The following is a 26,733-nucleotide window of genomic DNA, read 5'->3' as shown; positions in this document are numbered from 1 at the left end:
CAAGAAGGAATTGTGATAAGGGCCTCTCCCTTCGCTGTCAATCAGCGAAAGGGAGAGGCCCTATTTAATGCAATCCATGGATTCCGGCCGGATCAGTTATAAAATCCGATATCGTCGAGCATGATTTTATCGCCTTCTTCCTGCAGATAGAAGGTTATTTCAGTCAGCTTGCCAGGGTCAAGCGCAGGCTCCTCCTCCAGAAAGGCTTCAAGCGGTAGCTCGTAGGTCTGGAACACGGCTTCCGAAAGATCACCGTATTTGCCGTCGCTTACCCGTTTTTCCAGCCAGGAATTTACCGTGAACTGGGTTTGGGGCAGCGGCAGAACCTCCATCACCTCGTCCAGCGGCAGGCGGGCTGCAATGTCATTGCTATCCGTGAGTTCGACCACTATATCAGGCGAGGGGGAAGGCTTTGTATTATCGGCAGTGCCGGTATCCTCAGCCTTATCAGCCTCATCAGCATCAGCGTTGCGGTTAGCCAGGGAAAAGGTCAGGCCTTCTGCATCGGACTCGGCAATATCGCTAGTAACACTATCTTTGAGCGTGATGGTGTAAGCAGCTTCTTCTCCGCTGTTGTTGGCACTACGTTCCATCAGGATGCCATGCGTTGCTTTACTCTTCAGCTCACGGTCCTTGGCAACCTCTTCCGTCCAGTTAAGTCCCGTGGCCGCCGCCGTTCCGCCCAGAACCGTATTCTTGTTGCGGTCTTCGTCAAAAGTGGCTACCGGGATGAATTCACCGCTCTGGAATCGGCTATAATACGCAGTATCCGGCAGCCACTTCGCTCCGCTGCGGTAATCGCGGAATAGCCCGCGATAGTCAGCCTCTCCATGCAGGGTTGTTTCCAGGAACGCGGCTACATAGACCTTGGCAATTTGCCGCTGCTCGTCTCCGTCCATAATATGCGTTCGGCTGAGAAACAATCCCGCCGGCAATGACTGATCCAAAAGTCCCCAGTCGGTATTGAACTGGCTATGATTGGCATCGGCGATATATAGAGAGCTTTTGAAAGCGGAGGAGCCGCGGGAATAACTGGAACGAATATACTGGCGGTCTCCATAGAAGTCATGCACATCACCGTCCCGTGCGCCTTGCAGGGTCAGGTAATTGACGTCAATCAGCTTAGCCTGCTGCTCGTCGATTGCCTTATCTGTGGGAGCGAGGGCAATGACCGAGGCTATCGAAAACTTTTTGGCGTCAGCCAGCACGGGATCGCTTTTGAACCAGCGTTCGGCATCGGCCGCCATGGCAACAGCCTGCCCGCCGCGGCTATGGCCTAGCAGGGCGGTCTTGGTGTAATCCACCTTGTGATAGAAAGGGTTGCCGGCCTGTTCATTGAAGACGCCGATCTGCTGGAGATGCTTCAGAATCATCCAGGTCCGCACCTTGAAATCGTTGTCGGGAATGCCGGACCAGGCTGAATAATTCAGGAAGTTCTCATCCAGGGAGAGCGCGATGAATCCCCGGCTGGCCAGCAGCTGGCCCAAGTAAGCGTAGCCTCCGTCGGAGTAGTCCTCCATCATATGGTTGCCATGAACCATAAGCACAAGCGGGAAGGGGCCTTCACCGTCGGGCATCCAGACACGGGCATTTAATGGGAGCGAGCTGTAGTCGAATCCCCAGAATATAGTCCGCAGCTTAGGCCAGGTTTTGATATAGGCCGAGGCATCCGCAGTGGAGGAAAGAAGATCGACTTCCTTACCGTATTCAGAACGGTGCAAGTCCTCGCCACTGCCGTAAGTAAAGCTGCGATAGGTATAGTCACCGGGCTCTCCCGGATTTGCAGCGGGGATATCATCCTCAATCATCGTGGACGCTGCCAACACGGGCATCGCTCCGCCATGGCTCTTGATCGGCAGGGCTATCGAAGACAAGGCGACAGCAACTGCGAGCAGCAGTCCCGAAACGATCCGCCTGCTGCGCAGCAGGCCAAGTACGAGTCCTCCGAACCCGCCGAATAAGGCGGCAAGAACAGCAACGACAGCCGCTGCTTCAATCTCCAATTCAGCATAATAGAGGATTAGCAGAACGGCGCCCGCCGCACTCAATATAGAGCCCGTAAATAACCGCGGGACAGGCAGTCCGGTCAATGCCAGCACCAGAGCCAGTATGTTGGCTGCCAGAGCGAGGAAGATGGTCCCGGTTCCGGCCGCCAATATAATATCCGCCGGGGCACCCAGGCCGGTGGGGATGCCCAGAATAGCTGCCGTAAATATAAGAACACATATTATCCAAGGACCGGTAAGCGCCATCCTCCATAGTGCTGTATCATAACGGTAAGTTTCCCTAATTCGCTTTGCAAGGCTGCTGCGTATCCTCCGGTGCAGCCGCGGTCTCCCCGGCGCCGGAGCATACTCCAAATCCATTCCCATGATTGTCTCCTCCGACATTTTGCGGTGATTTCCACTCTCTCTTTTTCCCCTATTAGATGTAGCAATCTTATTACTTTAGAGCTTTAATGACAAGTGGATCTTGCAGGAACGGCCGCCACTTGCTGCCGCTCAGCCGGAGAATGTCTGATTGCCGTCTTTTTCTAAAAAAAGGTTTGACAGGGTAAGGAGCTTTCAGTATTATGTCTTTATAACCTACTAAATGGGTAGGAATAATTGAATAATAGTTCTTACCGTACAGACGGAGGAACGCCCGCTTCAGGCTCGCAGATACGTGTCTTTCAGGACCGATTTGACCTGCCATACGTGGGCCTTCCTCCGTCCTTTTTTGCAGAAATTAGCGCATGAAGAGTTCAGCAATCATCTAGTTAAGAGAAAATATGGGGGAGTGATTGTGATGAAGAAAGGGATCAAGAAGGGGCTGCTCGCCGGATTTACACTATTGTTGACGGCAGGGCTTACTGCTTGCGGAAGTAATACTAACAATACGAACGACAGCGCAGGTGCAGCAACCGGTACGCCGGAGAGCACCAATGCGGCGGCAACGGCAGAAGCGACCAAAGCACCGTCTAAAGATCCGGTAGAGCTGCTGAATGTATCCTATGATCCTACACGTGAGCTTTATGAGAGCTACAACAAGGCTTTTTCGGCTTATTGGGAGCAGGAAACTGGCCAGAAAGTAACGATCAAGCAGTCCCATGGCGGGTCAGGCAAACAAAGCCGTGCCGTTATTGACGGTCTGGAAGCGGATGTAGTCACGCTGGCGCTTGGATATGACATTGATGCTTTGCAGGAAACAGGACTCATCAATGAAGGCTGGCAAAATAAATTTGAGCTTAACAGTTCGCCCTATACGTCGACTATTGTTTTCCTCGTGCGCAAAGGCAATCCGAAGGGCATAAAGGACTGGCCGGATTTGCTTAAGGAAGGTGTAGAGGTGATTACACCGAATCCGAAAACCTCCGGTGGTGCACGCTGGAACTATCTGGCGGCTTGGGGCTATGCGCTCGACCACAACAATAATGACGAAGCCAAAGCACAGGAATTTGTGCAGGAGCTGTTCAAGCATGTGCCGGTACTGGATACCGGGGCGCGTGGTTCTACGACAACCTTTGTGGAACGCGGAATCGGTGATGTGCTGATTGCCTGGGAGAATGAAGCCTATCTGTCCATCAAAGAGCTGGGGCTGGACAAATTTGAAATTGTGAATCCTTCCGAGAGCATTCTGGCTGAACCTCCGGTTGCCGTTGTCGACAAGGTTGTGGATAAAAGAGGGACACGTGAGGTATCCGAGGCTTATCTGAAATATCTCTACACCGAAGAAGGTCAAAAAATAGCTGCAGAGAACTACTACCGCCCCACACTGGAAAGTGTGAAGGAGCAATTCAAGGACCAATTCCCGGACATCAAGCTGTTTACGCTGGCTGATAAATTCGGCACCTGGAAAGAAACGCAGGAGAAACATTTCAATGACGGAGGCATTTTCGACAAGATTTATGTACCGGGCAGCTAACTCTTACTTTAAGTGCGGGTCATTTATATCTCGATGCTGGTGATAGAGCCGCAGTCTGTAAAGATACGCTTCGGAAAGCTCGTCCCGTGAAGGGTGCTGATCAGCCCATAAGCTGAAGGCAGGAAAGGATGAATACGTAAATGAATGTCACTACTACGGCTGCGGTGCGGCGCAAGGTGCTGCCCGGCTTCGGGCTTACGATGGGCTACAGTGTGCTGTATTTGAGTCTCGTTGTCCTGCTGCCGCTCTCGGCGCTGCTCTTCAACTCCACCGGGCTCAGCTGGGCTAAATTCTGGGATGTAGCCACAGATCCGCGCGTCCTGGCTTCTTACCGGGTCAGCCTGAGCACTGCGGCAGCGGCAGCTTTGACGAATGCTTTTCTGGGACTGCTGCTGGCATGGGTGCTGGTACGCTATGAGTTTCCGGGAAAAAGAGTATTCGACGCCCTGATCGATCTCCCGTTTGCACTGCCGACAGCCGTAGCGGGTGTCTCGTTGACAGCACTTTACTCACAGAATGGCTGGATCGGCTCCCTTCTGGAGCCGCTCGGCCTGAAGGTTGCCTTCACGCCGCTGGGCATCACGCTTGCGCTGATGTTTATCGGCATTCCGTTTGTTGTCCGCACCGTACAGCCCGTGCTGGAGGATCTGGACAGGGACATGGAAGAAGCCGCCGCGACGCTGGGGGCAGGCCGCTGGCGGACCTTTCTGCGGATTGTGCTGCCGGAGCTGTTCCCTGCGCTGCTCACCGGCTTTGCACTGGCTTTTGCCCGGGGGATCGGAGAATACGGGTCAGTGGTATTCATCTCCGGCAACATGCCGATGAGAACAGAGATTGCCCCGCTGCTCATTATGACCAAGCTGGAGCAATTCGATTATGCCGGAGCCACAGCGGTGGCGCTTCTTCTCCTGCTGATCTCCTTCCTGATGCTGTTCGTGATTAACCTGCTGCAGCGCTGGGCCCGCAAAAGCTCACGATAGGGGAAGTGCAAAACTTAAGCGTATGCTTTCGAAGCGATTTTTGTCGAAGCCAATTCAGTGAAGTAACGCTCACAAAAATTTAGGAGGAATAATTATGGCCGGTACTGTGCCGATGCTCGCTCCAGGGCGGAAGAGCAGCGTATCCTCGCCTGCGACGAACGAATCTCCTGCGGTGAAGTGGGTGCTGATTGCCGCTGCCGGGCTGGTGCTGTTCTGGCTGATCGCCCTGCCGCTGATCGTCGTGCTGACAGAAGCGCTGAAGAGGGGGTGGGATGTCTACTGGGCCGCGCTGAGTGATCCTGACGCCGCTTCGGCGCTGCGGCTGACGCTGCTGGTGGCCGCGATTACCGTCCCGCTGAATACAATCTTTGGCGTGGCGGCCGCCTGGGCAGTGACCAAATTCCGTTTTCGCGGCAAAGGCTTCCTCATTACCTTAATTGATCTGCCGTTCGCCGTGTCACCGGTCATCGGCGGGCTGATCTTTATTCTGGTGTTCGGCGCGCATGGCTGGTTCGGATCCTGGCTCAGCGACCATGATATCAAGATCGTATTTGCGCTCCCGGGCATTGTGCTGGCTACGCTGTTTGTGACGTTCCCTTTTGTGGCCCGTGAGCTGATTCCCCTGATGGAAGATCAAGGTACACAGGAGGAAGAAGCGGCGATTACGCTGGGGGCGCACGGCTGGCAGATTTTCTGGCGTGTGACACTGCCCAATATTAAATGGGGTTTGCTGTACGGGATTATTCTCTGTAATGCCCGTGCTATGGGCGAGTTCGGCGCGGTATCGGTAGTCTCCGGGCATATCCGCGGAGAAACGAATACGCTGCCGCTGCATGTCGAGATTTTGTATAATGAATATCAATTTTCGGCATCGTTCGCGGTGGCTTCATTGCTGCTGCTGCTCGCCTTGGTAACGATGATCATCAAAAGCTGGCTGTTACGAAAAAATGCTCATTGACAGCTCTTTTAGTTCCATGCTAAGTTAAATCTTAGTAAACAAGTTGGTAATAACGGGATTAAAGGCGGAGAACATCCCCTGTCCGGGGAAAGGGAGGCTGGAGAATGGTTAAGCCACTGAAAGTGGATGAGGTATGGCTGACGCGGATTGCAGGACTTCTGGATGACATGGAGTTTGGCTCATTGCACATCGTGGTGCATGAAGGTCAGATAGTACAGATGGAGCGTACGGAACGCAAACGTTTCGAGAACAGCACTGCAAATGCACGATATAGTGGAGAGACCGGAAGCCGGCGCACCGATACCCGTTCTGCGGGACGAGGATAGAAGGTATAAAGAAAGACCTCCATCAGTTGAAGGTCTTTCTTTTTTTTATTTAATTAAGGTTTCCCATTCGTCAAAAGATAATTTGTCAGTGATATGCTTCAGTTCTGCCGGAACCTCGATAGAGCACATCAATTCCACATGTTTGTATACCTGATCCCCAGTTGAAGGCAGCGCTGAAGAGTTATCCTTTCAAGGTAGTATTGCCTTAATAACGCGGTCTTCGACGGGAAGAGGAGAGGCCTTCGAGCAGTAAGACTATCGCCGTGATCACATGCATGATCCAGCCAACGATCGGAATTAGAGCGACTATCGAGGTAATGATACCAATGACGTTGCCGATAAAAGGCCCCCGTTCCTTAAGCATGATTATAACAGCCACTGCGTGCAGCAAAAAGGCGATGCCGAGCGGGACCCATGCATTGGCTACAACGAACACCCCTCCAATGATCGGCAGGGCCAGGAACGCTTCATAAGTGAAAGTCCCCCATTTCAATAATTTCCCCAGAGAAGACATGAGTGTTTCACCAATCCTTTCTTTATGATATTGTGAATATTTGGCTTTATCTCTAGGTTACCCCGGGATGCAGGCTGAGAATAATATTAATGCTTTTCTAAACAATTTATTAGTTCTGTTACGTCAGAATTCTTCAACGTTTCAAATCTCCGCATGTACCCATTCCGTCAGCCGGTTACCCGGCCTTGCTTGAAATCAATGCTTAAGTATATATTGGTAACAGCATTGCAGATCCTGAGACCGTTAGTAGGAACGAGAAGGGAAGGACCGTATGGATGCAGCAGAAAAAGTAGAAATTAGACATGAATGCCCCTCGGTGGAGCAATATCTGGCGCTGCGGGTTGAGGCAGGACTTAGTCCGATGAGTATAGAGGGAGCTAAGACCGGACTTCCGCGTTCTTGTTATGCAGTATCCCTCTATGAAGAGGACATGCTGGTAGGGATGGGGCGCGTCATCGGGGACGGAGGCTGTTTCTTTCAGGTGACGGATATTGCCGTCAAGCCCTCCCGTCAAGGGCGTGGCTTCGGGAAAGTCATTATGGGTGAGATCAGGGCATTCCTGGATACGGTGCCCAATCCGTCGTATGTTAGCCTCATTGCTGACGGGAATGCTTCGAAGCTGTATGATCAGTATGGTTTTTTTCCGGTAATGCCTTATTCGCAAGGGATGTTCTTGCGGCGGTAGCTGGCCGGAATGGAAGATTGTAATCTTATGATAGTGAGGCTGGCCGACCCCCACCTAGTGGGGGTATTTGAATGCTGCTTCTACCCGAAGAGTTTCAGAACGCCACTATGGGATAAATTAGAATTAGGGCTTGAGAAAGCGAGGAAAACTAGAGATGGATGTTGTTGTGCTAGGTGCGTCGGGGACGCTGGGAAAAGCAATTGTACAGGAAGCACTAAAAAGAAAACACGAAGTAACCGCAGCCGTCCGCCATCCGGATTCGCTGCAAATCGAGCATGAGCGGCTGCAGATTGCCACCGTTGATATCCTGAATCCTTCCTCGGTAGCTGCCGTAGTTGGCGGGCACGGGGAAGTCATCAGTGCGTTTGGACCGGATTCCGGGCGGGAAAATGATCTGCTTGGCGCAGCGGATTCGCTGCTGGAGGGGATGCGTATAGCCGGGGTGGAACGGCTGATGATCGTCGGCGGAGCGGGCAGTCTGAAGACGGAATCGGGAGAGTGGCTGATGGACACGGACGAATTCCCCGAGGAGCTGCGGCCGCTGGCTGCCGCACATGCCAACGCCTATGAAATTTATAGAGGCTCGGCACTTGATTATACGTATATCAGTCCGCCTGCGGTCATCGTCCCGGGACGGCGGACAGGCATGTTCCGCATCGGACTGGACCGGCTTATCGTGGATGAAAATGGCGAGAGCAGCATCAGCGTGGAGGATTTCGCCGTGGCGGTCATTGATGAGCTGGAGGAAGGCAATTTCAGCCGGGAGAGATTTACGGTAGCATATTAATTGAGCTGGGTACAGAAGCAGTTGTAAGACTGCCTTGAACTGAACAACAGGACCGATACAGTGCCGGGGCAGTGGATTCCGGCTATGCGCAAAGGGTAAGACTTATTGCATTTTATGCCGTAAGGCTTACCCTTTATTGTTGCGATGGAAATGTAGCGAAAGGGGTGCGAGTCATGGATCTGGTAACTGCTGAGCAGATGCGGCAATTGGACCGCATAACGATTGAGGGTTTAAGCATTCCGGCGGTTGCGCTGATGGAGAATGCGGGTCGGGCCATCGCCGAGGAGGTTATTGCGCTGTGCCGGAGCAGGCACGGCGGAGGCGCAGGCAGAGAGGACCGGAACGGTGGACGGGCCGGAGCGGGAGGCGGCTGGGCTGATGCAGATATAGCGGGGCGCGGCGGCCATATAGACGCGGGACCGGGTGCAGAGAATGGCAGAGACGTGAGAACGGATGTGGGGCGTGGCGGCGGCGAGGAACCGGGAGCAGGGCGTGGCAGCGGCAGAGGCGTTGCTGCCATCCAGGGAAGCGGCGGCCCGGGGATTCAGCCGCCGGGGTTTAGGGTCAGCGGCGATACCGCGCTGACCCTGGACTCTGCCGAAGCCGAGCACTGGCTGATTCTCGTCGGCAAAGGCAATAACGGCGGCGACGGCCTCGCCGCCGCCAGGCATCTGCGTGAGGCGGGCATCGCCGTCACGCTGGTGTACGCGGCTGCGCCGGAGTCGCTGGCCGGCGAAGCCGCACTGCAGCGGGATGCCGCTGCAGCCATGGGCCTGCCCGCCGCCATCTACGGCGTGGACCGGCTGGACTTTGCCGCATGCAGCGGCATCGTGGATGCGCTGCTCGGCACCGGCAGCGCGGGAGCCCCGCGCGGTGCCTATGCGGAGCTGATTGCCGCCGCGAACGGCAGCGGCAAACCGGTGGTGTCCGCGGACATCCCGAGCGGGCTGAACGCGGACACGGGCGAGCTGCATGAGCCGTGCATTCATGCAGCAGTGACAGTCTGCCTCGCGTTTCTCAAACGCGGGCTGGTGCAATATCCCGGCGCGGGAGCAGCCGGGCATGTGGTGGTCCGCTCCATCGGCATTCCGGCTGCCTTGGCCCGGGAACACGGCGTGCAGGCTTGCCTGCTGACGCCGGAGGTGCTGCGGACACGTCTTCAGATCGACGTGTCACGCAGCCGTTCGCCCGAAGGCCACAAGGGCACTTACGGGCATGTCCTGCTGGCCGGCGGAAGCCTAGCCATGAGCGGTGCAGGCCTGCTCTCCGCCCGGGCTGCGCTGCGGGCGGGTTGCGGCTTGGTTACCTGGGCATTGCCCGGCGGGCTGCTGCCCTATGTGATCGGTGCCGCTCCTGAAATTATGCTGGCTGCAGCCGGCAGCGCAGAGGATGGCACCTGGAAAGCAGGCACGGCCGCCGAGGTGCTGCGGCTGGGTGCCGGAAAGGAGGTTATCGCCGTTGGTCCTGGCCTTGGCCGGTTCGAGGGCGATACGGATTGGCTTCGCACGATTTGGGAGGGGACGGAAACGCCCCTGGTCATTGATGCCGATGCTTTGAACATCCTGGCTGATGCCGGTTACAGCTCCTGGACCCGCCGGGGGCCTGTGATCTTGACGCCGCATCCGGGAGAAATGGCCCGGCTGGCAGGTCTTGCCACGGCTGAAGTGCAGCGCGACCGGATCGGTCTGGCATTGGACTATGCCCGGGAGCATGGCGTGGTGCTTGTGCTGAAAGGGGCGCATACAGTTATTGCAACGCCTGAAGGACAAGCCTATGTAAATGTCACAGGCCATCCGGGTATGGGAACCGGCGGAGCGGGCGATGTGCTGACAGGCATCATTTCCGGACTGCTGGCTCAGGGGCTGAATGCCGCACAGGCTGCGGCTTTTGGTGTGTATCTGCACGGACTGGCCGGGGAACGGGCAGCCCGCTTGCGGCATCATCCGGCGGCATTAATTGCCGGGGATATTATTGAAGCACTCTGATTGCAGGAAGCTGTGTAGAGAAGCCTGATCACACTATGCATCGTGCCGGATGCATGTCGGTCCGGCACCCGGTGGAACTGCCTGCAGGCTAGAGCAGCAGCAGCAGGCAGAGCAGCGGAATAAATAGCGCGAATACGGGAAGCAGCAGCGGCTGCCGCTCGCCGGCTACCTGGGCGAGCCGGAATACCAGAAGTACAGCTATGCCGTAGATGCCGCAGGTCATGGCTTCTCCGCCCTGCTCCGAGGCCAGCCACAGACCTGCGCCAAAGCCGGCCGCCGCATACAGGACCAGTGAAGGTCCAAGCGAAGACGAACGGAACATGCGCAGCAGCAGATCTGCCAGCAATGCCGCCGGCAGTCCATAAGCGTAAATGGCATAGGGCACCGATATCGGCCAGCCTTCCGGCACTCCGCCTTCGTGCGGAAAGAACAGCATCAGCAGGGAGACGAGCATAAAGGTCAGACCGGCGGCGGAGAGTTTCGCCAGTGCGTACATGCCTGCGGATAGGCGGACGGACGGAAGATCGTAATCCTTGATTTTATTCATCCTAAAACTTCCTTTCAGGGTGGGATTAACGCTACTACGGCGGACTCAGGGCCTCTATCGGCGGCAGCTCAGCTTGTGACCATGTCCCCTCCATTAACATGAATACATGTGCCTGTGACATAAGAAGAATCGGAACTGGCCAGATAGACATAGGTTCCGGCCAATTCATAAGACTGAGCCGCACGCCGGAGCGGAGTATCCGTTCCGAAGACGCTGACCTCGGCAGCGGAGTAGCTGGAGGGAATGAGCGGTGTCCAGACCGGCCCGGGGGCGACACTGTTGACACGGATACCGGTATCGGCGAGCGAAAGGGCAAGAGAGCGTGTAAAGGTGACGATGGCACCTTTGGTGGCTGAATAATCGATGAGCTCTTTGTGGCCCTGGTAAGCGGTGATTGAGGCGGTGTTAATGATCGAGCTGCCTTTTTTCAAATGCGGCAGTGCGGCCTGTGTCAGGTAAAAGAACGGAATAATGTTAGTATGAAAAGTCTGGAGCAGCTGTTCTTCTGAAATATCGAGAATACTCTTCTGCGGATACTGCACGCCATGGTTATTGACGAGGATATCCAGCTTGCCAAAGGTCTGTACTGTCTGCTCTACGGCCTGGAAGCAGTTTTGCTTATGCCGCAAATCAGTTTCAATCCGCAGGCAGCGGCGGCCCAATTGTTCAATGCGCCGCTGTGTGACTTCGGCGTCCGAGGCTTCGTACAGATAGGCAATGGCTACATCCGCCCCTTCCCTGGCAAATGCGATGGCCGCCGCCTTGCCGATGCCGCTGTCTCCTCCGGTAATCAGCGCCACCTTGCCTTCCAGCTTTCGGCTGCCGAAGCTCTCGGGATTTTCGCTAATCGGGCGGGGGTTCATCAGACTTTCAAGGCCCGGCTGGCGGTTCTGATGCTGCGGCGGAAAGGCAATGGGCTGCTTGCGGCATACCGTCTGTTCCCCATAATAGGGGTAAGTGGGATTCATATCGCAGGTTTCCTCCTTGGATGCTGTCATTCCGTATATTTTTATGCATGCGCCCAGAAAAGCGTGCGCTCCTGCAGTGTGAATCCGGCATTTGAAGCGGGCAATTATCAGGGGGACAAATCTTGCATTCTATGAAAAAAATTATGATATATTACCTGGGAGGAACGTATGGCGGATCGTGTGAACTGGTTCAATATTGCCTATTTGCAGCAAGGCACGGTACTTCAACGAGAGGTATACAATCTGCTTCAGGAACTGCGGATTATGGAGCTTCTTGCGGACTATGATCCGCTGCTTGCAGGTACGATACCTCTGGGAATTCAAGTGGAAGGCAGCGATCTCGATCTGATCTGCGAGGTACATGACCCCGTGCGCTTTACCGCCGAGGTTCACGGTTATTTCGGGCAGTGGACCGGATATTCCGCCGTAACCCGGGTGGTTGGGGGAATAACACGCACCAAGATTAATTTTCATGCCGGAAGTTGGCCGATTGAATTGTTCGGGCAAGCCAAGCCAGCGCGGCAGCAAAACGCTTGGCTGCATATGCTGGTAGAGGGACGGATATTGGATCTGCTGGGAGAAAGTTTCCGCGAAGAGATTATTTTGCTGAAGTCAGGCGGAATGAAGACGGAACCGGCTTTTGCGAGACTACTGAAGCTGGAAGGCGATCCTTATGAGGCGCTGCTGCGCCTTGGCAGGCTTCGTCAAGAGGAGCTGGAATACATGTGCAAGAAGGCTTATCCCTACATACAATGAACAATGGAAACGGGGGAGGAATATTGAAGTACAGAGCAATGGTTGCAGATGATTATGAGGAAGCTTATTTTTTATGGGGGAATACTACAGGCATGAACCTCAGCCAGGCTGACTCCCGGGAAGAAATTGTTCGTTATCTGGAGCGCAACCCCGGACTGAGTCTCGTCTGCGAAAATGAAGCGGGCAAAATTGCCGGGACTGCAATGTGCGGACATGACGGGCGGAGAGGATATATGTATCATGTAGCTGTCAGCGGAGAATGCCGCGGAGCAGGAGTTGGCCGTGAACTGGTCTCCCGATGTCTAGGCAGATTGCGGGAAGCCGGCATTGTGAAATGCCACTTGATGGTTATTGAGGGGAATGAGCTGGGCCGCAGCTTCTGGTCGGGCATCGGCTGGCAGGAACGGGACGGGATTGTTCTTTTCTCACAGGATACTTGATCAGGCGGAGAGATTTCAGAGCAACGGTCCTGATAATGATCTATCGTAAGGTGACATACCAATGTAATAGTGTAGCTTCTGCATTCGTGCAGTATAATATATGTGAGTATATTGTCGAATTTTGATAGGTGGCGATCTGAACTATGCGCTTTAAAGATGTATTCTCAATTATCGGCCCGGCGATGGTCGGGCCTTCCAGTTCGCATACTGCGGGAGCGGCCCGGATTGGCAGAGCAGCCCGTCAGGTGCTTGGTGAAGTGCCGGGCGAGGCTGAGGTCATTTTCTTCGGTTCCTTTGCCGCAACCTATCAGGGGCATGGCACAGACCGGGCAATTGCCGGTGGCCTGCTGGATTTCGCTACGGATGACCACCGTCTGCCTGATTCTATCGAGCTTGCGCAAGAGGATGGGATGGAAATTTCCTTCCGGCAGGGAACGGGGCTGTTCCCCCACCCCAATACGGTTCGCTTGCGTCTTGTCGGCCGGGAGACCGGAACAGAAATGACGCTTACGGGGATCTCGATTGGCGGCGGCAATATTGAAATTGTAGATATCGACGGCTTCGGGGTAAAGCTTACGGGAATGTATCCTACAGTGCTGATTAACCATATGGACTATTTGGGAGTACTCGCGAGTGTTACCGATGTGATGCGCAAAGGCCAGTTTAATATCGGGCATATGTCCCTGGACCGCAAGAACCGCAGCGGTGCGGCTTTGACAGTGCTGGAGCTGGATGAGCCAGCCACAGCAGAACTGCTCAAGGATCTGGTGGGCCTGCCGTCCGTGAAGTCGGTGAAGGTTGTTGATTTAAACGAACCAACGCAAGTAAAGAAAGGGAAGGATAGCTCATCATGAATTTTCAAACATTAAGCCAGTTGGCGGTACTATGCGAGGAACGGGGTTTGGGTATCGGCCAGCTTATGCTTGAGGAGCAGAGCGCAGAGTCCGGACGTTCCACAGAGCAGGAGTTCGCCACGATGAGCCAGTACTACGGAGTGATGAAAGAGGCGGTGCACCGCGGCATGCACGAAGATACCACCTCGCGCAGCGGTCTGACCGGCCTTGATGCGCAGCGGGTTGCTGCCTACAATGCGGCGGATGAACCGTGTCTTGGCGGATCTGCCGGTACCGCGATGGCCTATGCGCTGGCTGTATCTGAAGTGAATGCGTCCATGGGCCGCATTATTGCCACACCGACCGCAGGCTCCTGCGGAATCATTCCCGGTGTATTTCTCAGCTGCCAGGAGCGGTTTGGCTGGGACGATGATTATATGGTGTCGGGCTTGTTCGCCGCCGGTGCCATTGGTTATGTGATCGCCAATAACTCCTTTGTATCCGGTGCGGAAGGCGGCTGCCAGGCAGAGGTTGGTTCGGCGATCGGGATGGCTGCGGGAGCGCTGACCGAGCTGCGCGGCGGAACCCCGGCACAGGCAGTGCATGCTGTCGGTCTGGCACTCAAAAATACACTCGGCCTAATCTGTGATCCTGTGGGTGGCCTTGTGGAAATTCCCTGCATTGTGCGCAACGGCTTTGGTGCCGTTACGGCACTCGCCGCAGCGGATATGGCGCTGGCCGGCGTGCGCAGCGTAATCCCTTCGGACGAAGTGATCAAGGTAATGCTGGAAGTCGGTTCCGCTATGCCCGAGAAGCACCGTGAAACGGCAGGGGGCGGCTTGGCTCAGACCCCTACCGGGCGCCAGATTATGAAGGATCTGCGGAACAAGAAGTAATCGGGCCACGCAAATACGGTATTATTTCAAATCATGCGGAACCGCTCCAACTGCTCCCATAATCCCTCCTGCCGGAGTATTTCCGGCTGTTTCGGACCCATAAGATCGAAATGGGGGAAGGGTTTGCGGTTGTGGATATACTGCGGCGGAAGACCATTTTCCTTACACCAGCGTTTTAGACGGGGCAGGTCACTGCAGCCTACTTTAGTCACTGTAGTAATTCCCGGAAAGCGCGGGTCAATCCAATAATGCGTCAGAAAAGCGATCTCTCCTGCCGAGACTGCTTGTTTCCACCGGGTTAATTCTTCTCTGTTAATTCCGAAGGCCATAGCTATCCTCATCCCTATTCTTTTCAGTAATTGTTGACTCCATTATAACCTATGAAAGGGGAGAACATCATGAGCGGGCAATCCAGAGCAGACATCCGCCCCGGACTTGAGGTGGATATTGTACTCAAGCAAGACCAGCCAACAGGCAAACTTACGCATGGCACGGTCAAAGATATTTTGACCAATTCGCCCCGCCATCCGCACGGCATCAAGGTGCGGCTGACGGACGGACAAGTCGGCCGGGTTAAGAATATTACCAGCTGAATGAAAAAGTCGTTGCATCCCTATCTTTAACTTTCAATAGCGCTCCTCTCGCCTGGCTACTGTTGCCCAACAGCACAGCAGCCACCGGCGGAAGGAGCGTTTATTGTTGTTCAGGCACTTGGTGTTGATCATTAAAGAGAAGAGAAAGTTCTGCTTGAATTGGACAATACAATAGATCGTGTTATAAAATGGAAAAAATTTAGGGGTGTGAGTGGAATGGAGCCGGGTAGAGCAAGCTTGATCAGCAGGTGGGTTTCTAAAGCTGCCCCGCCGCTCTTAACGGCCCATAAATTCTTCTACATATTGGTCGGCTTTTGTCTGGTTGCATTGATTGCAGGCACAGACGCAGTTGTCGGGAGTGGTGTGGCCGCCTTTGGCGCGCGGCAGCAAGTGATCAATAGTGTCTCCGTACAAGCCGCAGAAATGACAAGTATAGTTGTCCCTGTTTAGAATTAACGCCCGAAAATCCTTGTTGCTATACAGGCGGCGGATCGTGCGGCGGTTCACAACTATTGCGGCATGCTCTTTGACAAGGGTCACAGCCAGCTCCAGATCGATTTCCTGGTGCCAGCGGCGTCCCTTGTCGCTATGTCCGCGCATCAGAATCATCCCTTTAAATGAAGGGATCAGGGCGGAGGCGTCCTGCGGATCGGGCTTCGGTCCAAACGGCTGCGGCGCTTTCCGCCGCTGCTCGGCTCCGCGCGGACGCGTCTTTCCCTTGACTCCGGAGGTAAGAGGTGCGGTCTTACCCTCCTTGGAGCGCTCCGGCAAGGAGTGCAGATGGGTTTTGGGTGCAGGCGGCTTGGAAGCTGCAGGAGCCGGTGCCGATGGAGCTGGTGACCGGCGGGGCGGAGCCGCAGGCCCGGATTCGGAAGTCTGAGCTGAAACAGCGGACACAGACACAGCTCCCATACTGCGGAGCAGTGCAGGAGTGGATCCCGCTTCGCGGGCCTTGCGGCATTCCCGGCAGGCGCCGCGGCGTGACTGGCCCTTGGAGCGTTTTCCGGTCCGCCGGCGGAATTCGGCAAGTGGTTTTAGTTTATGGCAATAGGCGCATTGTTTGGATAAAAGCTGGTTCGTATCGGTCATAGGCATGTGTGGATGATGCTTTGCCAGCGTCACCCGGTCCCCTCATTTTTTTATGGATTAGTAAAGACTTCCTGTTCAACAGATAATAACTTTAGTATAACGTAAAGTGTGTCTGTTCACACCGCAAGCATAAAAATTCGCCGATTCCCTAATTTGTGACATCTGTCTTAGCAAGGTGGAGGGAGAACCTGTAAAATCTACTCAAAGCAAGTTTAGATCGATATTTTGGGACGATGAATGCGAGGGGATTAGCAATGACACAAGCCGGGAAAAGACCGGGTGCTGTAATTTTACTGTATATTCTTCAGGCTTTTCTGGGAGTCGGAGCGATAGGGGGAGGACTGATGCTGCTGGCAGACCCCAGTGGTGAAATGATCGGGATGCCGTCTTCCGTGCTGGAAAGATCGCCCTTTGAGAATTTTGCAATCCCTGGCATTCTGCTGCTGGTGATCTTTGGACTTCTGCCGCTGCTGGTGCTGTATGGCCTAGTCAAGAAGCCGGATTGGAAGTGGGCGGCCCCGCTGAATCCGTTCAGGACACTGCATAGTGCGTGGGCACTTTCCCTCTATATCGGCTTCGGGCAAATTATCTGGATTATGGTGCAGACCTACATGATGAACGCTGTATCCATTGTCCATGTGGTCTATACCAGCTTGGGCCTGCTGATTCAGGCTGTTACACTGCTGCCTGCGGTACAGGGATATTTTATGCTGGACGGACGTGCGGAAAGACGTTAGAATGGCAGTGAACAAATAAAGGGCTTTCATTTGAGCCGGGGGAGTGCACCGGAATGACAACTATATATGATATTGCCAAAAGAACCGGTTACTCTCCAACTACGGTATCAAAGGCATTTAATAACTACTCCGATGTGCGGGAGAAGACGCGCCAGGAGATTCTGCGGACTGCCCGCGAGATGGGCTATTTACCCAATGCACATGCGCGCACGCTGACTACGAAGAAATCATGGACCCTTGGCGTGCTGTTCGTGGAGGGCACCGGCGTCGGTATCCGTCATCCATTTTTCGGCGCGGTGATTGAGAGCTTCAAGCAGGTTGCTGTGGCCAAAGGGTATGCCCTGATGTTTATCTCCAAGGATGTCGGCGGCAAGCAAAGCGGGTATTTGGAAAATTGCCGGATTCATGGTGTGGACGGAGTCGTGGTGTTTCTCTCTGATTATGAAGATCCTTATTTTCAGGAGCTGCTGGAGAGCAATATTCCCACGGTTATACTGGATTATGAGACAACTCAGTCACATACGGTCTGCTCGGACAATATTGCCGGTGCGCTGCAGGCGGTGGAATACCTGACTTCTTTGGGACACCGGAGAATCGCCCATATATCGGGGGGAGAGAATACATTCCCGGGCAAACAGCGAGAGAATGGATATAAGGCTGCAATGAAGCAGCACGGGCTTGAGGTACAGGAGGGGTATGTTTCGGTGGGGGCTTTTTATTCCCTGGAGAGCGGCTATGCCGCAATGCAGAGTCTTCTTGAACTACCGGAACGCCCGACAGCCGTCTTTGCTTCGGGTGACTTGCTGGCGTTAGGCGCGGTTATGGCAGCCAAAGACAAGGGGCTGGCGGTACCGGCGGATATTTCCGTTATGGGTTACGATGATATTGAGCTTGCCCGGTATGTTACTCCAGCTCTGACGACTATTAAGCAGGATACAGCTAATCTCGGAACCCGGGCGGCTGAGATTCTTCTGGCTTCGATCGACGGCAATCGGCAAGGAATGGAAGCGCTTGTGCTTCCCGTCGAAGTGGTCGTGAGGGATTCCTGCGCACCGCCAGGCAATGAATAAAAGGGAGTTCGCCTCGGTGCGCTTTTTTTTCGAAATAATCGAAACCGGTTTCGATTATTATAGCATTCATAATTTATTCAAAAGGAGACAGACAAAATGACAACAGTAAGCACAGTAGTAACTGCCAAAGAAACAGGAGAACGTTTAAGTCCGAAGGAGGGAATCCAGTTTAAAGCCCGTACTGCCGGACAGCAGGCCGATGTGCAGCTGCAGCCCGAGGTAGAATTTCAAAAGATGATAGGTTTTGGCGGTGCTTTCACTGAAGCGGCGGGCTATACTTTGTCGCGTATGAGTCCTGCCAAACGGGCGGAGGTTATACGCCGCTATTTTCATCCTGTCGAGGGATTAAATTACAGTATGGGCCGCGTGCATATTCATAGCTGTGACTTCGCACTCGGCAATTACACCTATGTGCAGGACCATGATACAGAGCTGGCTACCTTTGACATCTCCCATGACCATAAGTGGGTGCTGCCGCTGATCAAGGATGCCATGGAGGTAAAAGGCGGACCTTTCACAATGCTGGCTTCTCCCTGGAGCCCTCCGGCATGGATGAAGACGAACGGGGAGATGAATAACGGCGGTTCGCTGAAACCGGAATACGGGGATGCCTGGGCGCGGTATTATACAAAGTTCATTGAAGCCTACCGCAAAGAGGGTATTCCGGTATGGGCGGTCTCGGTTCAGAATGAGCCGGCAGCTGTTCAGACCTGGGATTCTTGTATCTACAGCGCGGAAGAGGAACGGGATTTTGTTAAAAATCATCTCGGACCAGTCCTGCACGAAGCGGGATTGGCGGATGTGAATATCGTGATTTGGGACCACAACCGCGATATTATGGTCGAACGTGTAACACCTATCCTGTCTGATCCCGAAGCAGCGCAATATATATGGGGCAGCGGTCTTCACTGGTACGGCGGTGAGGAATTCGACAAGGTGGCCAAGGTACATGAGCTTTTCCCGGATAAGCATCTGCTGTTCACGGAAGGCTGCCAGGAGGGCGGCGTACGGCTTGGAGAGTGGTTCACAGGAGAACGCTACGGGCGGAATATGATCGGTGATCTTAACGCCTGGACCGAAGGGTATTTGGACTGGAATCTGGTGCTGGATGAGACCGGAGGCCCGAACCATGTGGGCAATTTCTGCGATGCTCCGATCATTGCCGATACGACGACGGACGAGGTGCACTATAACAGCTCTTATTATTACATCGGGCATTTCAGTAAATTTATCGCTCCGGGTGCTGTGCGGATCGGGCTGGAGTCCACTGCAGAAGGTGTGCTTTCCACAGCTTTCCGCAATCCGGACGGCAGCATTGCCGTGGTGCTGATGAATGAGAGCGGGGAAGAACGTTCCCTGACTCTGGGTCTGGGTGCAGAGCTGGCCGAATGCCGCCTGGCGCCGCACTCCATCGTCACACATGTCCTCTCGTAGGTCAGCATAAGCTCACAAAACTTAAGTGAATGCTTCCGAAGCTAGTTTTGAACGAAGTTAATTCAGGAAGCAAAAGCGCACAAAACTTTTAGGAGGGCTTGTCATGAGCAAATCTTATTTTGATGCAGGCAAATTTGTGATGGAGCAATTTCACGAGAGCAAGCCGTTTGCCAGCTTTTTGCCCGGGCTTGCCGGGCTCAAGGGAATTCCGATGTGGACCTTCTATGTCAACCGGGGCCAAGGGGTCTGCAGCTTCGGGGTACGGGATAAAAACTCGCCGATCATGGAATTTTCTCCGGCGAATATTTCTTATAAAAATGTAGCGTCTTCCGGCTTCCGCACCTTCATCAAGCTGGGCAATGCGCCGGAAATCTATGAGCCATTCCAGTCGGCACGTCCTGATCCTGCAGCCAAGCGGACCATGACCATCCTGCCGAACGGATTAACCATTGAGGAAGCTCATGCCGGGCATGGATTGAAGACGACCGTACACTACTTTAACCTGCCAAATGATGATTATGCTGCGCTTATCCGGCGGGTGGAAATCGAAAATACAGGCACTGAGAAGCTGGAGTTTGAGCTGCTGGACGGTCTGCCGGAGATTCTTCCTTACGGTGTGGAGAACAGCGGCTACAAGGAAATGGGCAACCTGCTGCGCAGTTGGATGGATGTATACAACCTGGAGAATGGCATTCCATTCTATAAGCTGCGCTCCAGCACGAATGATGATGCGGAAATCAGTGAAATCAATAACGGCCATTTCTACCTTTCCTTCACAGCGGAGGGGGAAATGCTGGCGCCGATTGTAGATTTCGAGCTTGTGTTTGGCGGAAACACATCGCTTGCCTACCCGGACGGCTTCGCCGGACAGCCACTTGCAGTGCTGCTGGAACAGCCGCAATATCCGGTGAACAAGGTGCCTTGCGGCTTCAGCGGTACAGCACGTACGCTTGCTCCCGGCGGCAAGCTGACGCTGAATACGATCATCGGGCATGTCAACGAGATCGGGAAGATCAATCAGAAATCGGCGGAGCTCTGCCGCGAGGAGTATATTACAGCCAAGGCGCAGGAGGCAGCCAGCCTGACCGAGGAGCTGACGGCGGATATCGCCACCCATACCTCCTCAGTAGTGTTCGATGCCTACTGCCGGCAGTCCTATCTCGACAACTTTCTGCGCGGCGGCTATCCGTTTATCTTTGACAACGGGGGAGACGGCTTTGTAGTACATCTATACTCGCGCAAGCACGGCGATATGGAGCGGGATTATAACTTCTTCTCTCTGGCACCGGAATATTATTCCCAGGGCAACGGGAATTTCCGCGATATGAACCAGAACCGGCGCAACGATGTATTTTTCCATCCGCAGGTCGGCAGCTTCAACATCAAAATGTTCTACAGCCTGATTCAGGCGGACGGCTATAATCCGCTCAGTGTGCAGGGAACCAGCTTTGAAGTGCTGCCGGAGAATGCGGAGAAGCTGACCGGCTGGATTGCCGAAGCTGCAGCCGATCACCGGGAGGAACTCGTGAAGCTGTGCGCAAGCCGCTTCACACCGGGCCGCCTGATCAATTACATCGCCGACCACAACATTACGCTGAAGGTAGACGAACAGCAATTGCTCAGCGGTGTGCTTGCTTTGTCGCAGCAGAATATAGAGGCTGCCTTTGGCGAAGGCTTCTGGTCCGACCACTGGACGTACAATCTTGATCTGGTCGAAGGTTATCTGGATGTATTCCCGGATAAACAGCAGGAACTGCTGTTCGGGGATGAATCCTACACGTTCTATGACAGCCCGGCCTATGTGCTTCCGCGCAGCGAGAAATATGTGCTGAGCGGCGGGAAGGTCCGGCAGTATGGTTCGCTGCTGGAGGACGAGGAGAAGCTGCACAGACTGCAGCGCAAAGCCGGAGATACCCAGTGGCTGCGCACGGAAGGCGGGTTCGGGGAGATTTACCGCACGAATCTGTTCGTGAAGATGATCTCACTTGCCTTGAACAAATTTGCGACCCTTGATCCGTATGGCATGGGCGTGGAAATGGAAGGCAACAAACCAGGCTGGAATGATGCCATGAACGGGCTGCCCGGATTATTTGGTTCAGGGATGAGTGAGACGTTCGAGCTGAAACGGATGCTCCTCTTCTTACTGGAGGCGCTGGAGAACGGGGGGGATGGCACCGAAGCTGTAGCGCTTCCGGTGGAGGTGGCGCTGCTGCTGGAGCGGGTGCATCAAGCCGTGACGGTTATGCTTGCCGGCGGGACCAGTCAATTTGACTACTGGGATACTGTAGCTTCGGCACGTGAAGCTTACCGGGAGAGCATCCGGTTCGGAATTGCCGGTGAATTGGCCGAGGTCACACTTGCCGTCATCCGTGAGGCGCTTGGCAAATTCTTGCTCAAAATTAACGAAGGCATTGATAGAGCAGTAGAAATGGGCGGCGGGCTTGCACCAACTTATTTCCGGTTCGAGGCCGTGCGCTTTCAGCCGGTGACGGATGAGGCGGGTAAACCGGTAATCAGCGGCTACGGCTTGCCGAAGGCTGTGGTGGAAGAGTTCGAAGCCTATGCCCTGCCGTATTTCCTGGAGGGGCCGACCCGCTGGCTCAAAACGCTGGAAAGTCCAGAGCAGGCCAAGGACATCTATACCAGAGTCAAAAATACCGGTCTATACGATCCAGTCACTTCGATGTACCGGACGTCGGTCTCGCTGGAGCAGGAGTCGAACGATATCGGGCGGATACGGGCGTTTACTCCGGGCTGGCAGGAGCGGGAGTCCAATTTCCTGCATATGTCCTACAAATATTTGCTGGAGCTGCTGAAATCAGGGCTGTACGAGGAGTTCTTCAGTGAAATGAAGACTTCGCTGATTCCGTTCCTCGATCCGGCTGTATACGGGCGCAGCACCTTGGAGAATTCCTCGTTCATTGCTACGGGCGGGAATCCGGACCCGGGCACTCATGGCCGGGGATTTGTAGCCAGACTCAGCGGTTCCACCGCAGAGTTCCTGAGCATGTGGAGAACGATGATGGCCGGAAGCCGTGTGTTCACAGTAGAGGATGGTGAATTGACGCTGGCGCTTGCACCGGCACTGCCGGGCTGGCTGTTCGATGAACAGGGCAATCTGTCATTCAACTTCCTGGGGGGCACGGAGGTCACCTACCACAACCCCAAACGGGCCGATACCTTTGGGGCAGAGCGGGCGGTGATCCAGAACCTTACGCTGGTCTACCGTGACGGGACCGTTACCCCTATTTCGGGAGCGCTGCTGCGCGGTGCGGAAGCTGAAGACCTGCGCCGGGGAGAGATTGTGGCGATCCGTGCAGTTATGGGTTAAAGAGACTGTGCAAATGAGGAAGGCTGAAAAGGCCTTTCTCTTTTTGTGTGAAATATCTTAAATTTCAGCCTTATCCGAAAAATGAGCCCCTAAATATGAAAATTGCGGCCTTTCGGGGAACGCGGAATACAATTACAATAAATACATAAAGCTGTAAGCGCTTTAAATATAGATAGATTGGTTTTGGAGGTCCATATCATGGAGAACAAAAGAGGCGACGGAATAAATCCGGCGAAACGGCCGCTGATTCCTGCGGTAATCGAAACCGGTTTTGGTAACAAACGGCCACTCTGGAGGAGATTTCTGGCCCAGCGCCATCTGCAGACAATGGCATTGCTCGGCGTGGTCTGGATGATCATTTTCAACTACATTCCAATGTACAGCATCATCATCGCTTTCAAGGAGTTTAATATCGTCAAGTCGATTTCCGAGGCCCCCTGGGTAGGACTTGCCCACTTTAGGGAGTTTCTAGCGGATGATAATTTTGGGAATGTCATGAAAAACACACTGGGGATCAGTTTAATCAAGCTGTTTGTCGGTTTTCCTTTGCCGATCATATTTGCACTTTTTCTGAATGAAGTCCGTTCGATCCGGTATAAGAAAACCATTCAGACGATTTCCTATCTGCCGCATTTTCTTTCCTGGGTAGTGCTCGGCGGGATTCTCGCCACATGGCTGGCGGATGTCGGGATCATCAACCATATCTTGATGGGGCTTCACTTAATCGACCAGCCCATTACGTTCTTGGCAGAGCCCAAGTATTTCTGGACCATCATCATCACCTCTGATATTTGGAAAGAGCTTGGCTGGTCAGCTATCATCTATCTGGCAGCGATCGCCGGTGTATCTCCCGAGATGTATGAAGCAGCAACGATTGACGGAGCGGGAAGGTTCCAAAAGATGTGGTATGTTACTTTGCCATCAATCAAATCGACGATCAGCATCCTGTTTATTCTTGCGGTCGGCGGTGTAATGAACTCCAACTTTGACCAGATCCTGGTCCTGCGCAATTCGCTTAATGACAGCAGTAGTAATGTAATTGATTATTATGTTTACCAGACCGGACTACTTTCGGCGCGTTTCTCTTATTCTGCTGCCATCGGGCTGTTCAAATCAGTTATCGCTCTCATTCTGCTGCTGATTGCCAATCGAGTAACCAAAAAAATCAACGACACATCGTTGTTTTAGGCCAAGGAGGACCTGCACATGTTTGCACTGAAACGCAAAACAAAGGGCGAAGTCATCTTCGATCTAGCCAACAATGTCTTCATGTTATGTATATGTTTCATTACCCTATATCCTATCTGGTACGTGCTGATCAACGCCTTTAACGATGGCAAAGACGCCATGTTGGGCAATATTTACTGGTGGCCGCGCATGTTCACCTTTAAGAACTTCGAGGCGGTATTCGCAAGCCCTGGCATCATGCGGGCCATGTGGATTACCGTGGCTAAGACCGCAATCGGTGTAGTCGCCCATGTATTCTTTACAGCCATGGTAGCTTATGCGCTTTCCCGCAAGGATCTGATCGGAGGCAAAATTTATATTCTGATGGGTACAGTAACTCTCTTCTTTGCGGGGGGGCTCATTCCAAGCTATCTGCTCATGCGGGATCTGCATCTACTAGAGAACTTCTGGGTTTATATTATTCCAGTGTTGTTCAGCTTCTACGATCTAATCATCCTGATGACCTTCTTCAGGGAAATTCCAGACGGATTGGAAGAGGCGGCCCGGATTGACGGGGCCAATGACTGGTCGATTTTCCTGCGGATTATACTGCCGGTATCCATGCCCGTCCTTGCTACGATTGCGTTGTTCCATGGTGTGTATCAATGGAATGACTATTTTACAGGGATGATTTACATCAACAATGAGAGTATGCAGCCCATTCAGACCTATTTGTACCGTGTTGTGGCCCAGTCCAGTTCAAACCAGATGATGGTTGCCGTTCAGGGCAGCGCCCTTACCAAAACGGTAACGTCACAGTCGATTAAATTAGCGACTATGGTGGTCACTACACTTCCAATTGTATTCGTATACCCGTTCCTGCAGCGTTATTTTGTCAAGGGAATGATGATTGGCTCGATCAAGGGCTAAAAGTGACCTGTAAAACAAAGCTTCGGCACACCAAGGTAACTCCTCCAGTCGTTTCGCAACGGTTCTGGGGTTATAGCTTATAATTACACATTCTCAGAAAAGGGGTAAAAAAGCATGGGAATAAAACGTAAGCCAAAGAAAATGGTGCTTCTGCTGCTGACATTAATCATGTCACTTTCAACAGCAGCCTGTTCCAGCGGCAATGGTGAGAAGAATAACGAGGGTAAGGCTAATAACGGGAAAACGGCCAATGCGTCAGCAACAGCAGAGGCGACCAAAGCGCCCGTATCTGCGGATGAACCCGGATGGAAGTCCGATACTTCTCCGATTACCTTTGACTGGTATCTAAATTTCGCCTGGTTCCCTAATAAATGGGGTGTAGACCCAACCTCCCAATATATTACCAAAAAAACCGGTGTAGATATTAACTTCATCGTTCCTGCAGGTAATGAAAATGAAAAACTGAATACCCTTATGGCTTCCGGTAAGCTACCCGACTTCATCACGCTGGGCTGGTACGAAGATGCTGTTAAGAAAATGATCGAAGGCGAGCTTGTGCTTCCGCTTAATAAGCTGGCTGATGAATATGACCCTTATTTCTACAAAGTATCCGATCCAGACAAATTAGGATGGTATACTCAAGCGGATGGCAATGTTTACGGCTATCCTAATGCTTCCTCTTCTCCAGCCGACTATGAGAAATATGGCGATAAATATGTATCCAACCAAACCTTCGTTGTCCGCAAGGATATGTATGAAGCTATCGGCAGCCCAGACATGCGCACACCGGAAGGATTCATGAACGCGCTGAAGGCTGCAAAAGAGAAATTCCCTGATATCGATGGACAACCGATGATTCCGCTGGGTCTGCATGAGTTTACCGCAACCGGTAACGATTCGTTGGAGCAATACATTCAGAACTTCCTGGCTATTCCAAGAGAAAAAGACGGCAAGCTGTACAACCGCGAGACAGATCCTGAATATATCAGATGGATGAAGACACTTCGCCAAGCTAATCAGGACGGACTGCTGGCCAAGGATATCTTTATCGACAAACGTCCGCAAATGGAAGAAAAAATTGCTCAAGGCCGTTATTTCGCAATGCTGTATCAACGTACCGACTTTGCAACACAGCTTGGCACAATGTATCAGCAAGACCCGAATAAAATCTATATCGCTGTGGACGGACCGGCTAACACGAACCTGGATGCGCCTACGCTGAACGGGCCTGCTATTTCCGGCTGGACAGTAACCCTTATCTCCAAAGATGTGAAGGATAAAGCCCGTGCCATCAAGTTCCTCAGCTACCTGAACAGTGAGGAAGGCAATAAAGACCTTTATTTAGGGGAAAAAGGTGTGAGCTACGATACCATCGATGGCAAAGATCAATTCAAACCCGAAGTATTTGAACTGATGAATAAAGACCGTTCGGCATTCGACAAGCAATACGGCTCCTCCTTTACCTTCTGGATGCTGATGAATACCAATATTACAGATCAATGGACACCCAAATCGGTAGAGCCTTTCAAACAGCTTGAAGACTGGACCCGAGGAAAAACACACAGTATCTCCGAGTTTGACCAGATTGATCCATTGGCCAACTCTCCGGAAGGGATTATATTAGCCAAAGTTAAAGAGCTGCGCAGCAAAACACTGCCGAAGCTGCTGATGGCTTCTTCGGACGGGGAATTCGACAAAATTTGGACAGCGTACATCGACAAACAAAAGGATCTGGGTCTTGAAAAGGTGCAGGCTTTCCAACAAACGAAATATGAAGAGAACAAGAAGAAACTCGGCATGTAAA

Annotated in this window: 26 protein-coding genes; 19 read left to right on the top strand and 7 right to left on the bottom strand. The window is 53.2% G+C overall.

The features are described 5' to 3' along the window. Nucleotides 1–92: 92 nt before the first annotated feature. Both ACQ76X_RS09655 and ACQ76X_RS09650 read right to left on the bottom strand, forming a co-directional pair. A complete protein-coding gene (locus tag ACQ76X_RS09655) occupies nt 93–2,372 on the bottom strand; it encodes an alpha/beta hydrolase (RefSeq protein ID WP_438493313.1) in 2,280 nt (759 codons plus the stop codon). A gap of 70 nt (nt 2,373–2,442) precedes the next feature. Beyond that, the gene (locus ACQ76X_RS09650) at nt 2,443–2,694 is read right to left on the bottom strand and encodes a hypothetical protein (RefSeq protein WP_038585195.1); all 252 of its coding nucleotides are present in this window, start codon (nt 2,692–2,694) and stop codon (nt 2,443–2,445) included. 93 nt (nt 2,695–2,787) lie between these two features. Here ACQ76X_RS09650 and ACQ76X_RS09645 point away from each other — a divergent pair, with 93 nt between their 5' ends. The 4 genes from ACQ76X_RS09645 to ACQ76X_RS09630 all read left to right on the top strand — a co-directional run bounded on the left by ACQ76X_RS09645 (nt 2,788) and on the right by ACQ76X_RS09630 (nt 6,167). Next, entirely contained in the window at nt 2,788–3,903 is a 1,116-nt protein-coding gene (locus ACQ76X_RS09645) for a sulfate ABC transporter substrate-binding protein (protein ID WP_438493311.1), read from the top strand. A gap of 140 nt (nt 3,904–4,043) precedes the next feature. Then, the gene (gene cysT / locus ACQ76X_RS09640) at nt 4,044–4,883 is read left to right on the top strand and encodes a sulfate ABC transporter permease subunit CysT (protein ID WP_038585200.1); all 840 of its coding nucleotides are present in this window, start codon (nt 4,044–4,046) and stop codon (nt 4,881–4,883) included. Nucleotides 4,884–4,977: 94 nt separating this feature from the next. Then, nucleotides 4,978–5,841 carry a sulfate ABC transporter permease subunit CysW gene (cysW, locus tag ACQ76X_RS09635; protein WP_340895193.1) on the top strand — a complete coding sequence of 288 codons (864 nt, stop codon included), beginning with the start codon at nt 4,978–4,980 and terminating at the stop codon, nt 5,839–5,841. A gap of 104 nt (nt 5,842–5,945) precedes the next feature. Continuing rightward, nucleotides 5,946–6,167 carry a YezD family protein gene (locus ACQ76X_RS09630; RefSeq protein WP_038585204.1) on the top strand — a complete coding sequence of 74 codons (222 nt, stop codon included), beginning with the start codon at nt 5,946–5,948 and terminating at the stop codon, nt 6,165–6,167. Nucleotides 6,168–6,372: 205 nt separating this feature from the next. Here ACQ76X_RS09630 and ACQ76X_RS09625 read toward each other — a convergent pair whose 3' ends face one another. Next, nucleotides 6,373–6,681 carry a hypothetical protein gene (locus ACQ76X_RS09625; protein ID WP_438493308.1) on the bottom strand — a complete coding sequence of 103 codons (309 nt, stop codon included), beginning with the start codon at nt 6,679–6,681 and terminating at the stop codon, nt 6,373–6,375. Nucleotides 6,682–6,952: 271 nt separating this feature from the next. On the opposite strand from ACQ76X_RS09625, the gene ACQ76X_RS09620 reads away from it, so the two are divergent. From ACQ76X_RS09620 to ACQ76X_RS09610, 3 genes are all read left to right on the top strand, one after another. Then, entirely contained in the window at nt 6,953–7,366 is a 414-nt protein-coding gene (locus ACQ76X_RS09620) for a GNAT family N-acetyltransferase (protein WP_438493306.1), read from the top strand. Between the two features lie 154 nt (nt 7,367–7,520). Beyond that, nucleotides 7,521–8,153 (top strand): NAD(P)-dependent oxidoreductase, encoded by a 633-nt coding sequence (locus ACQ76X_RS09615; protein ID WP_438493305.1) that lies wholly within the window; start codon nt 7,521–7,523, stop codon nt 8,151–8,153. A 173-nt stretch (nt 8,154–8,326) separates the two neighbouring features. Beyond that, nucleotides 8,327–10,138, top strand: a complete 1,812-nt coding sequence (locus tag ACQ76X_RS09610; RefSeq protein ID WP_438493303.1) for an NAD(P)H-hydrate dehydratase — start codon at nt 8,327–8,329, stop codon at nt 10,136–10,138. 88 nt (nt 10,139–10,226) lie between these two features. Here the strand turns inward: ACQ76X_RS09610 and ACQ76X_RS09605 are convergent, their stop codons facing one another. Together ACQ76X_RS09605 and ACQ76X_RS09600 are read right to left on the bottom strand one after the other, a co-directional pair. After that, nucleotides 10,227–10,685 carry a hypothetical protein gene (locus ACQ76X_RS09605; protein ID WP_438493301.1) on the bottom strand — a complete coding sequence of 153 codons (459 nt, stop codon included), beginning with the start codon at nt 10,683–10,685 and terminating at the stop codon, nt 10,227–10,229. A gap of 68 nt (nt 10,686–10,753) precedes the next feature. Then, nucleotides 10,754–11,653: an SDR family oxidoreductase gene (locus tag ACQ76X_RS09600; RefSeq protein WP_438493300.1), complete on the bottom strand. Its 900-nt coding sequence runs from the start codon at nt 11,651–11,653 to the stop codon at nt 10,754–10,756. A gap of 168 nt (nt 11,654–11,821) precedes the next feature. Here ACQ76X_RS09600 and ACQ76X_RS09595 point away from each other — a divergent pair, with 168 nt between their 5' ends. From ACQ76X_RS09595 to sdaAA, 4 genes are all read left to right on the top strand, one after another. Beyond that, nucleotides 11,822–12,409 (top strand): DUF4269 domain-containing protein, encoded by a 588-nt coding sequence (locus tag ACQ76X_RS09595; protein ID WP_438493298.1) that lies wholly within the window; start codon nt 11,822–11,824, stop codon nt 12,407–12,409. 23 nt (nt 12,410–12,432) lie between these two features. Continuing rightward, nucleotides 12,433–12,849 carry a GNAT family N-acetyltransferase gene (locus ACQ76X_RS09590; protein WP_438493296.1) on the top strand — a complete coding sequence of 139 codons (417 nt, stop codon included), beginning with the start codon at nt 12,433–12,435 and terminating at the stop codon, nt 12,847–12,849. A gap of 143 nt (nt 12,850–12,992) precedes the next feature. Next, nucleotides 12,993–13,703 (top strand): L-serine ammonia-lyase, iron-sulfur-dependent subunit beta, encoded by a 711-nt coding sequence (gene sdaAB / locus ACQ76X_RS09585; protein ID WP_438493294.1) that lies wholly within the window; start codon nt 12,993–12,995, stop codon nt 13,701–13,703. After that, complete coding sequence (gene sdaAA, locus ACQ76X_RS09580) at nt 13,700–14,578, top strand: L-serine ammonia-lyase, iron-sulfur-dependent, subunit alpha (RefSeq protein ID WP_038585233.1); 879 nt, start codon at nt 13,700–13,702, stop codon at nt 14,576–14,578. Before sdaAB ends, sdaAA begins: the two co-directional genes overlap by 4 nt. A gap of 26 nt (nt 14,579–14,604) precedes the next feature. Here the strand turns inward: sdaAA and ACQ76X_RS09575 are convergent, their stop codons facing one another. Continuing rightward, nucleotides 14,605–14,907: a hypothetical protein gene (locus tag ACQ76X_RS09575; protein WP_438493292.1), complete on the bottom strand. Its 303-nt coding sequence runs from the start codon at nt 14,905–14,907 to the stop codon at nt 14,605–14,607. 69 nt (nt 14,908–14,976) lie between these two features. On the opposite strand from ACQ76X_RS09575, the gene ACQ76X_RS09570 reads away from it, so the two are divergent. Next, the gene (locus ACQ76X_RS09570; RefSeq protein ID WP_038585239.1) at nt 14,977–15,171 is read left to right on the top strand and encodes a YwbE family protein; all 195 of its coding nucleotides are present in this window, start codon (nt 14,977–14,979) and stop codon (nt 15,169–15,171) included. 276 nt (nt 15,172–15,447) lie between these two features. On the opposite strand, the gene ACQ76X_RS09565 is transcribed toward ACQ76X_RS09570, so the two are convergent. Then, nucleotides 15,448–16,293: an HNH endonuclease gene (locus ACQ76X_RS09565; RefSeq protein ID WP_438493290.1), complete on the bottom strand. Its 846-nt coding sequence runs from the start codon at nt 16,291–16,293 to the stop codon at nt 15,448–15,450. A gap of 221 nt (nt 16,294–16,514) precedes the next feature. Between ACQ76X_RS09565 and ACQ76X_RS09560 the strand changes: the two genes are divergently transcribed. The 7 genes from ACQ76X_RS09560 to ACQ76X_RS09530 all read left to right on the top strand — a co-directional run bounded on the left by ACQ76X_RS09560 (nt 16,515) and on the right by ACQ76X_RS09530 (nt 26,732). Continuing rightward, a complete protein-coding gene (locus ACQ76X_RS09560) occupies nt 16,515–16,997 on the top strand; it encodes a hypothetical protein (RefSeq protein WP_438493288.1) in 483 nt (160 codons plus the stop codon). 53 nt (nt 16,998–17,050) lie between these two features. Beyond that, complete coding sequence (locus ACQ76X_RS09555) at nt 17,051–18,067, top strand: LacI family DNA-binding transcriptional regulator (RefSeq protein WP_438493287.1); 1,017 nt, start codon at nt 17,051–17,053, stop codon at nt 18,065–18,067. Between the two features lie 96 nt (nt 18,068–18,163). Next, nucleotides 18,164–19,501, top strand: coding sequence for a glycoside hydrolase family 30 protein (locus ACQ76X_RS09550; RefSeq protein ID WP_438493285.1), 1,338 nt, complete (start codon nt 18,164–18,166; stop codon nt 19,499–19,501). A gap of 103 nt (nt 19,502–19,604) precedes the next feature. After that, nucleotides 19,605–22,832 (top strand): cellobiose phosphorylase, encoded by a 3,228-nt coding sequence (locus ACQ76X_RS09545; protein ID WP_438493283.1) that lies wholly within the window; start codon nt 19,605–19,607, stop codon nt 22,830–22,832. Nucleotides 22,833–23,030: 198 nt separating this feature from the next. Continuing rightward, nucleotides 23,031–24,020, top strand: a complete 990-nt coding sequence (locus tag ACQ76X_RS09540) for an ABC transporter permease (protein ID WP_438493281.1) — start codon at nt 23,031–23,033, stop codon at nt 24,018–24,020. A gap of 18 nt (nt 24,021–24,038) precedes the next feature. Beyond that, complete coding sequence (locus ACQ76X_RS09535) at nt 24,039–24,929, top strand: carbohydrate ABC transporter permease (protein ID WP_438493279.1); 891 nt, start codon at nt 24,039–24,041, stop codon at nt 24,927–24,929. A 114-nt stretch (nt 24,930–25,043) separates the two neighbouring features. Beyond that, nucleotides 25,044–26,732, top strand: a complete 1,689-nt coding sequence (locus tag ACQ76X_RS09530; protein ID WP_438493277.1) for an extracellular solute-binding protein — start codon at nt 25,044–25,046, stop codon at nt 26,730–26,732. Nucleotide 26,733: the final 1 nt, after the last annotated feature.

The sequence above is a fragment of the Paenibacillus sp. IHBB 3054 genome, assembly GCF_051594305.1.
In the GTDB taxonomy this organism is placed as follows: domain Bacteria; phylum Bacillota; class Bacilli; order Paenibacillales; family Paenibacillaceae; genus Paenibacillus_AQ.
This window is presented reverse-complemented; position numbering and strand designations above follow the sequence as displayed.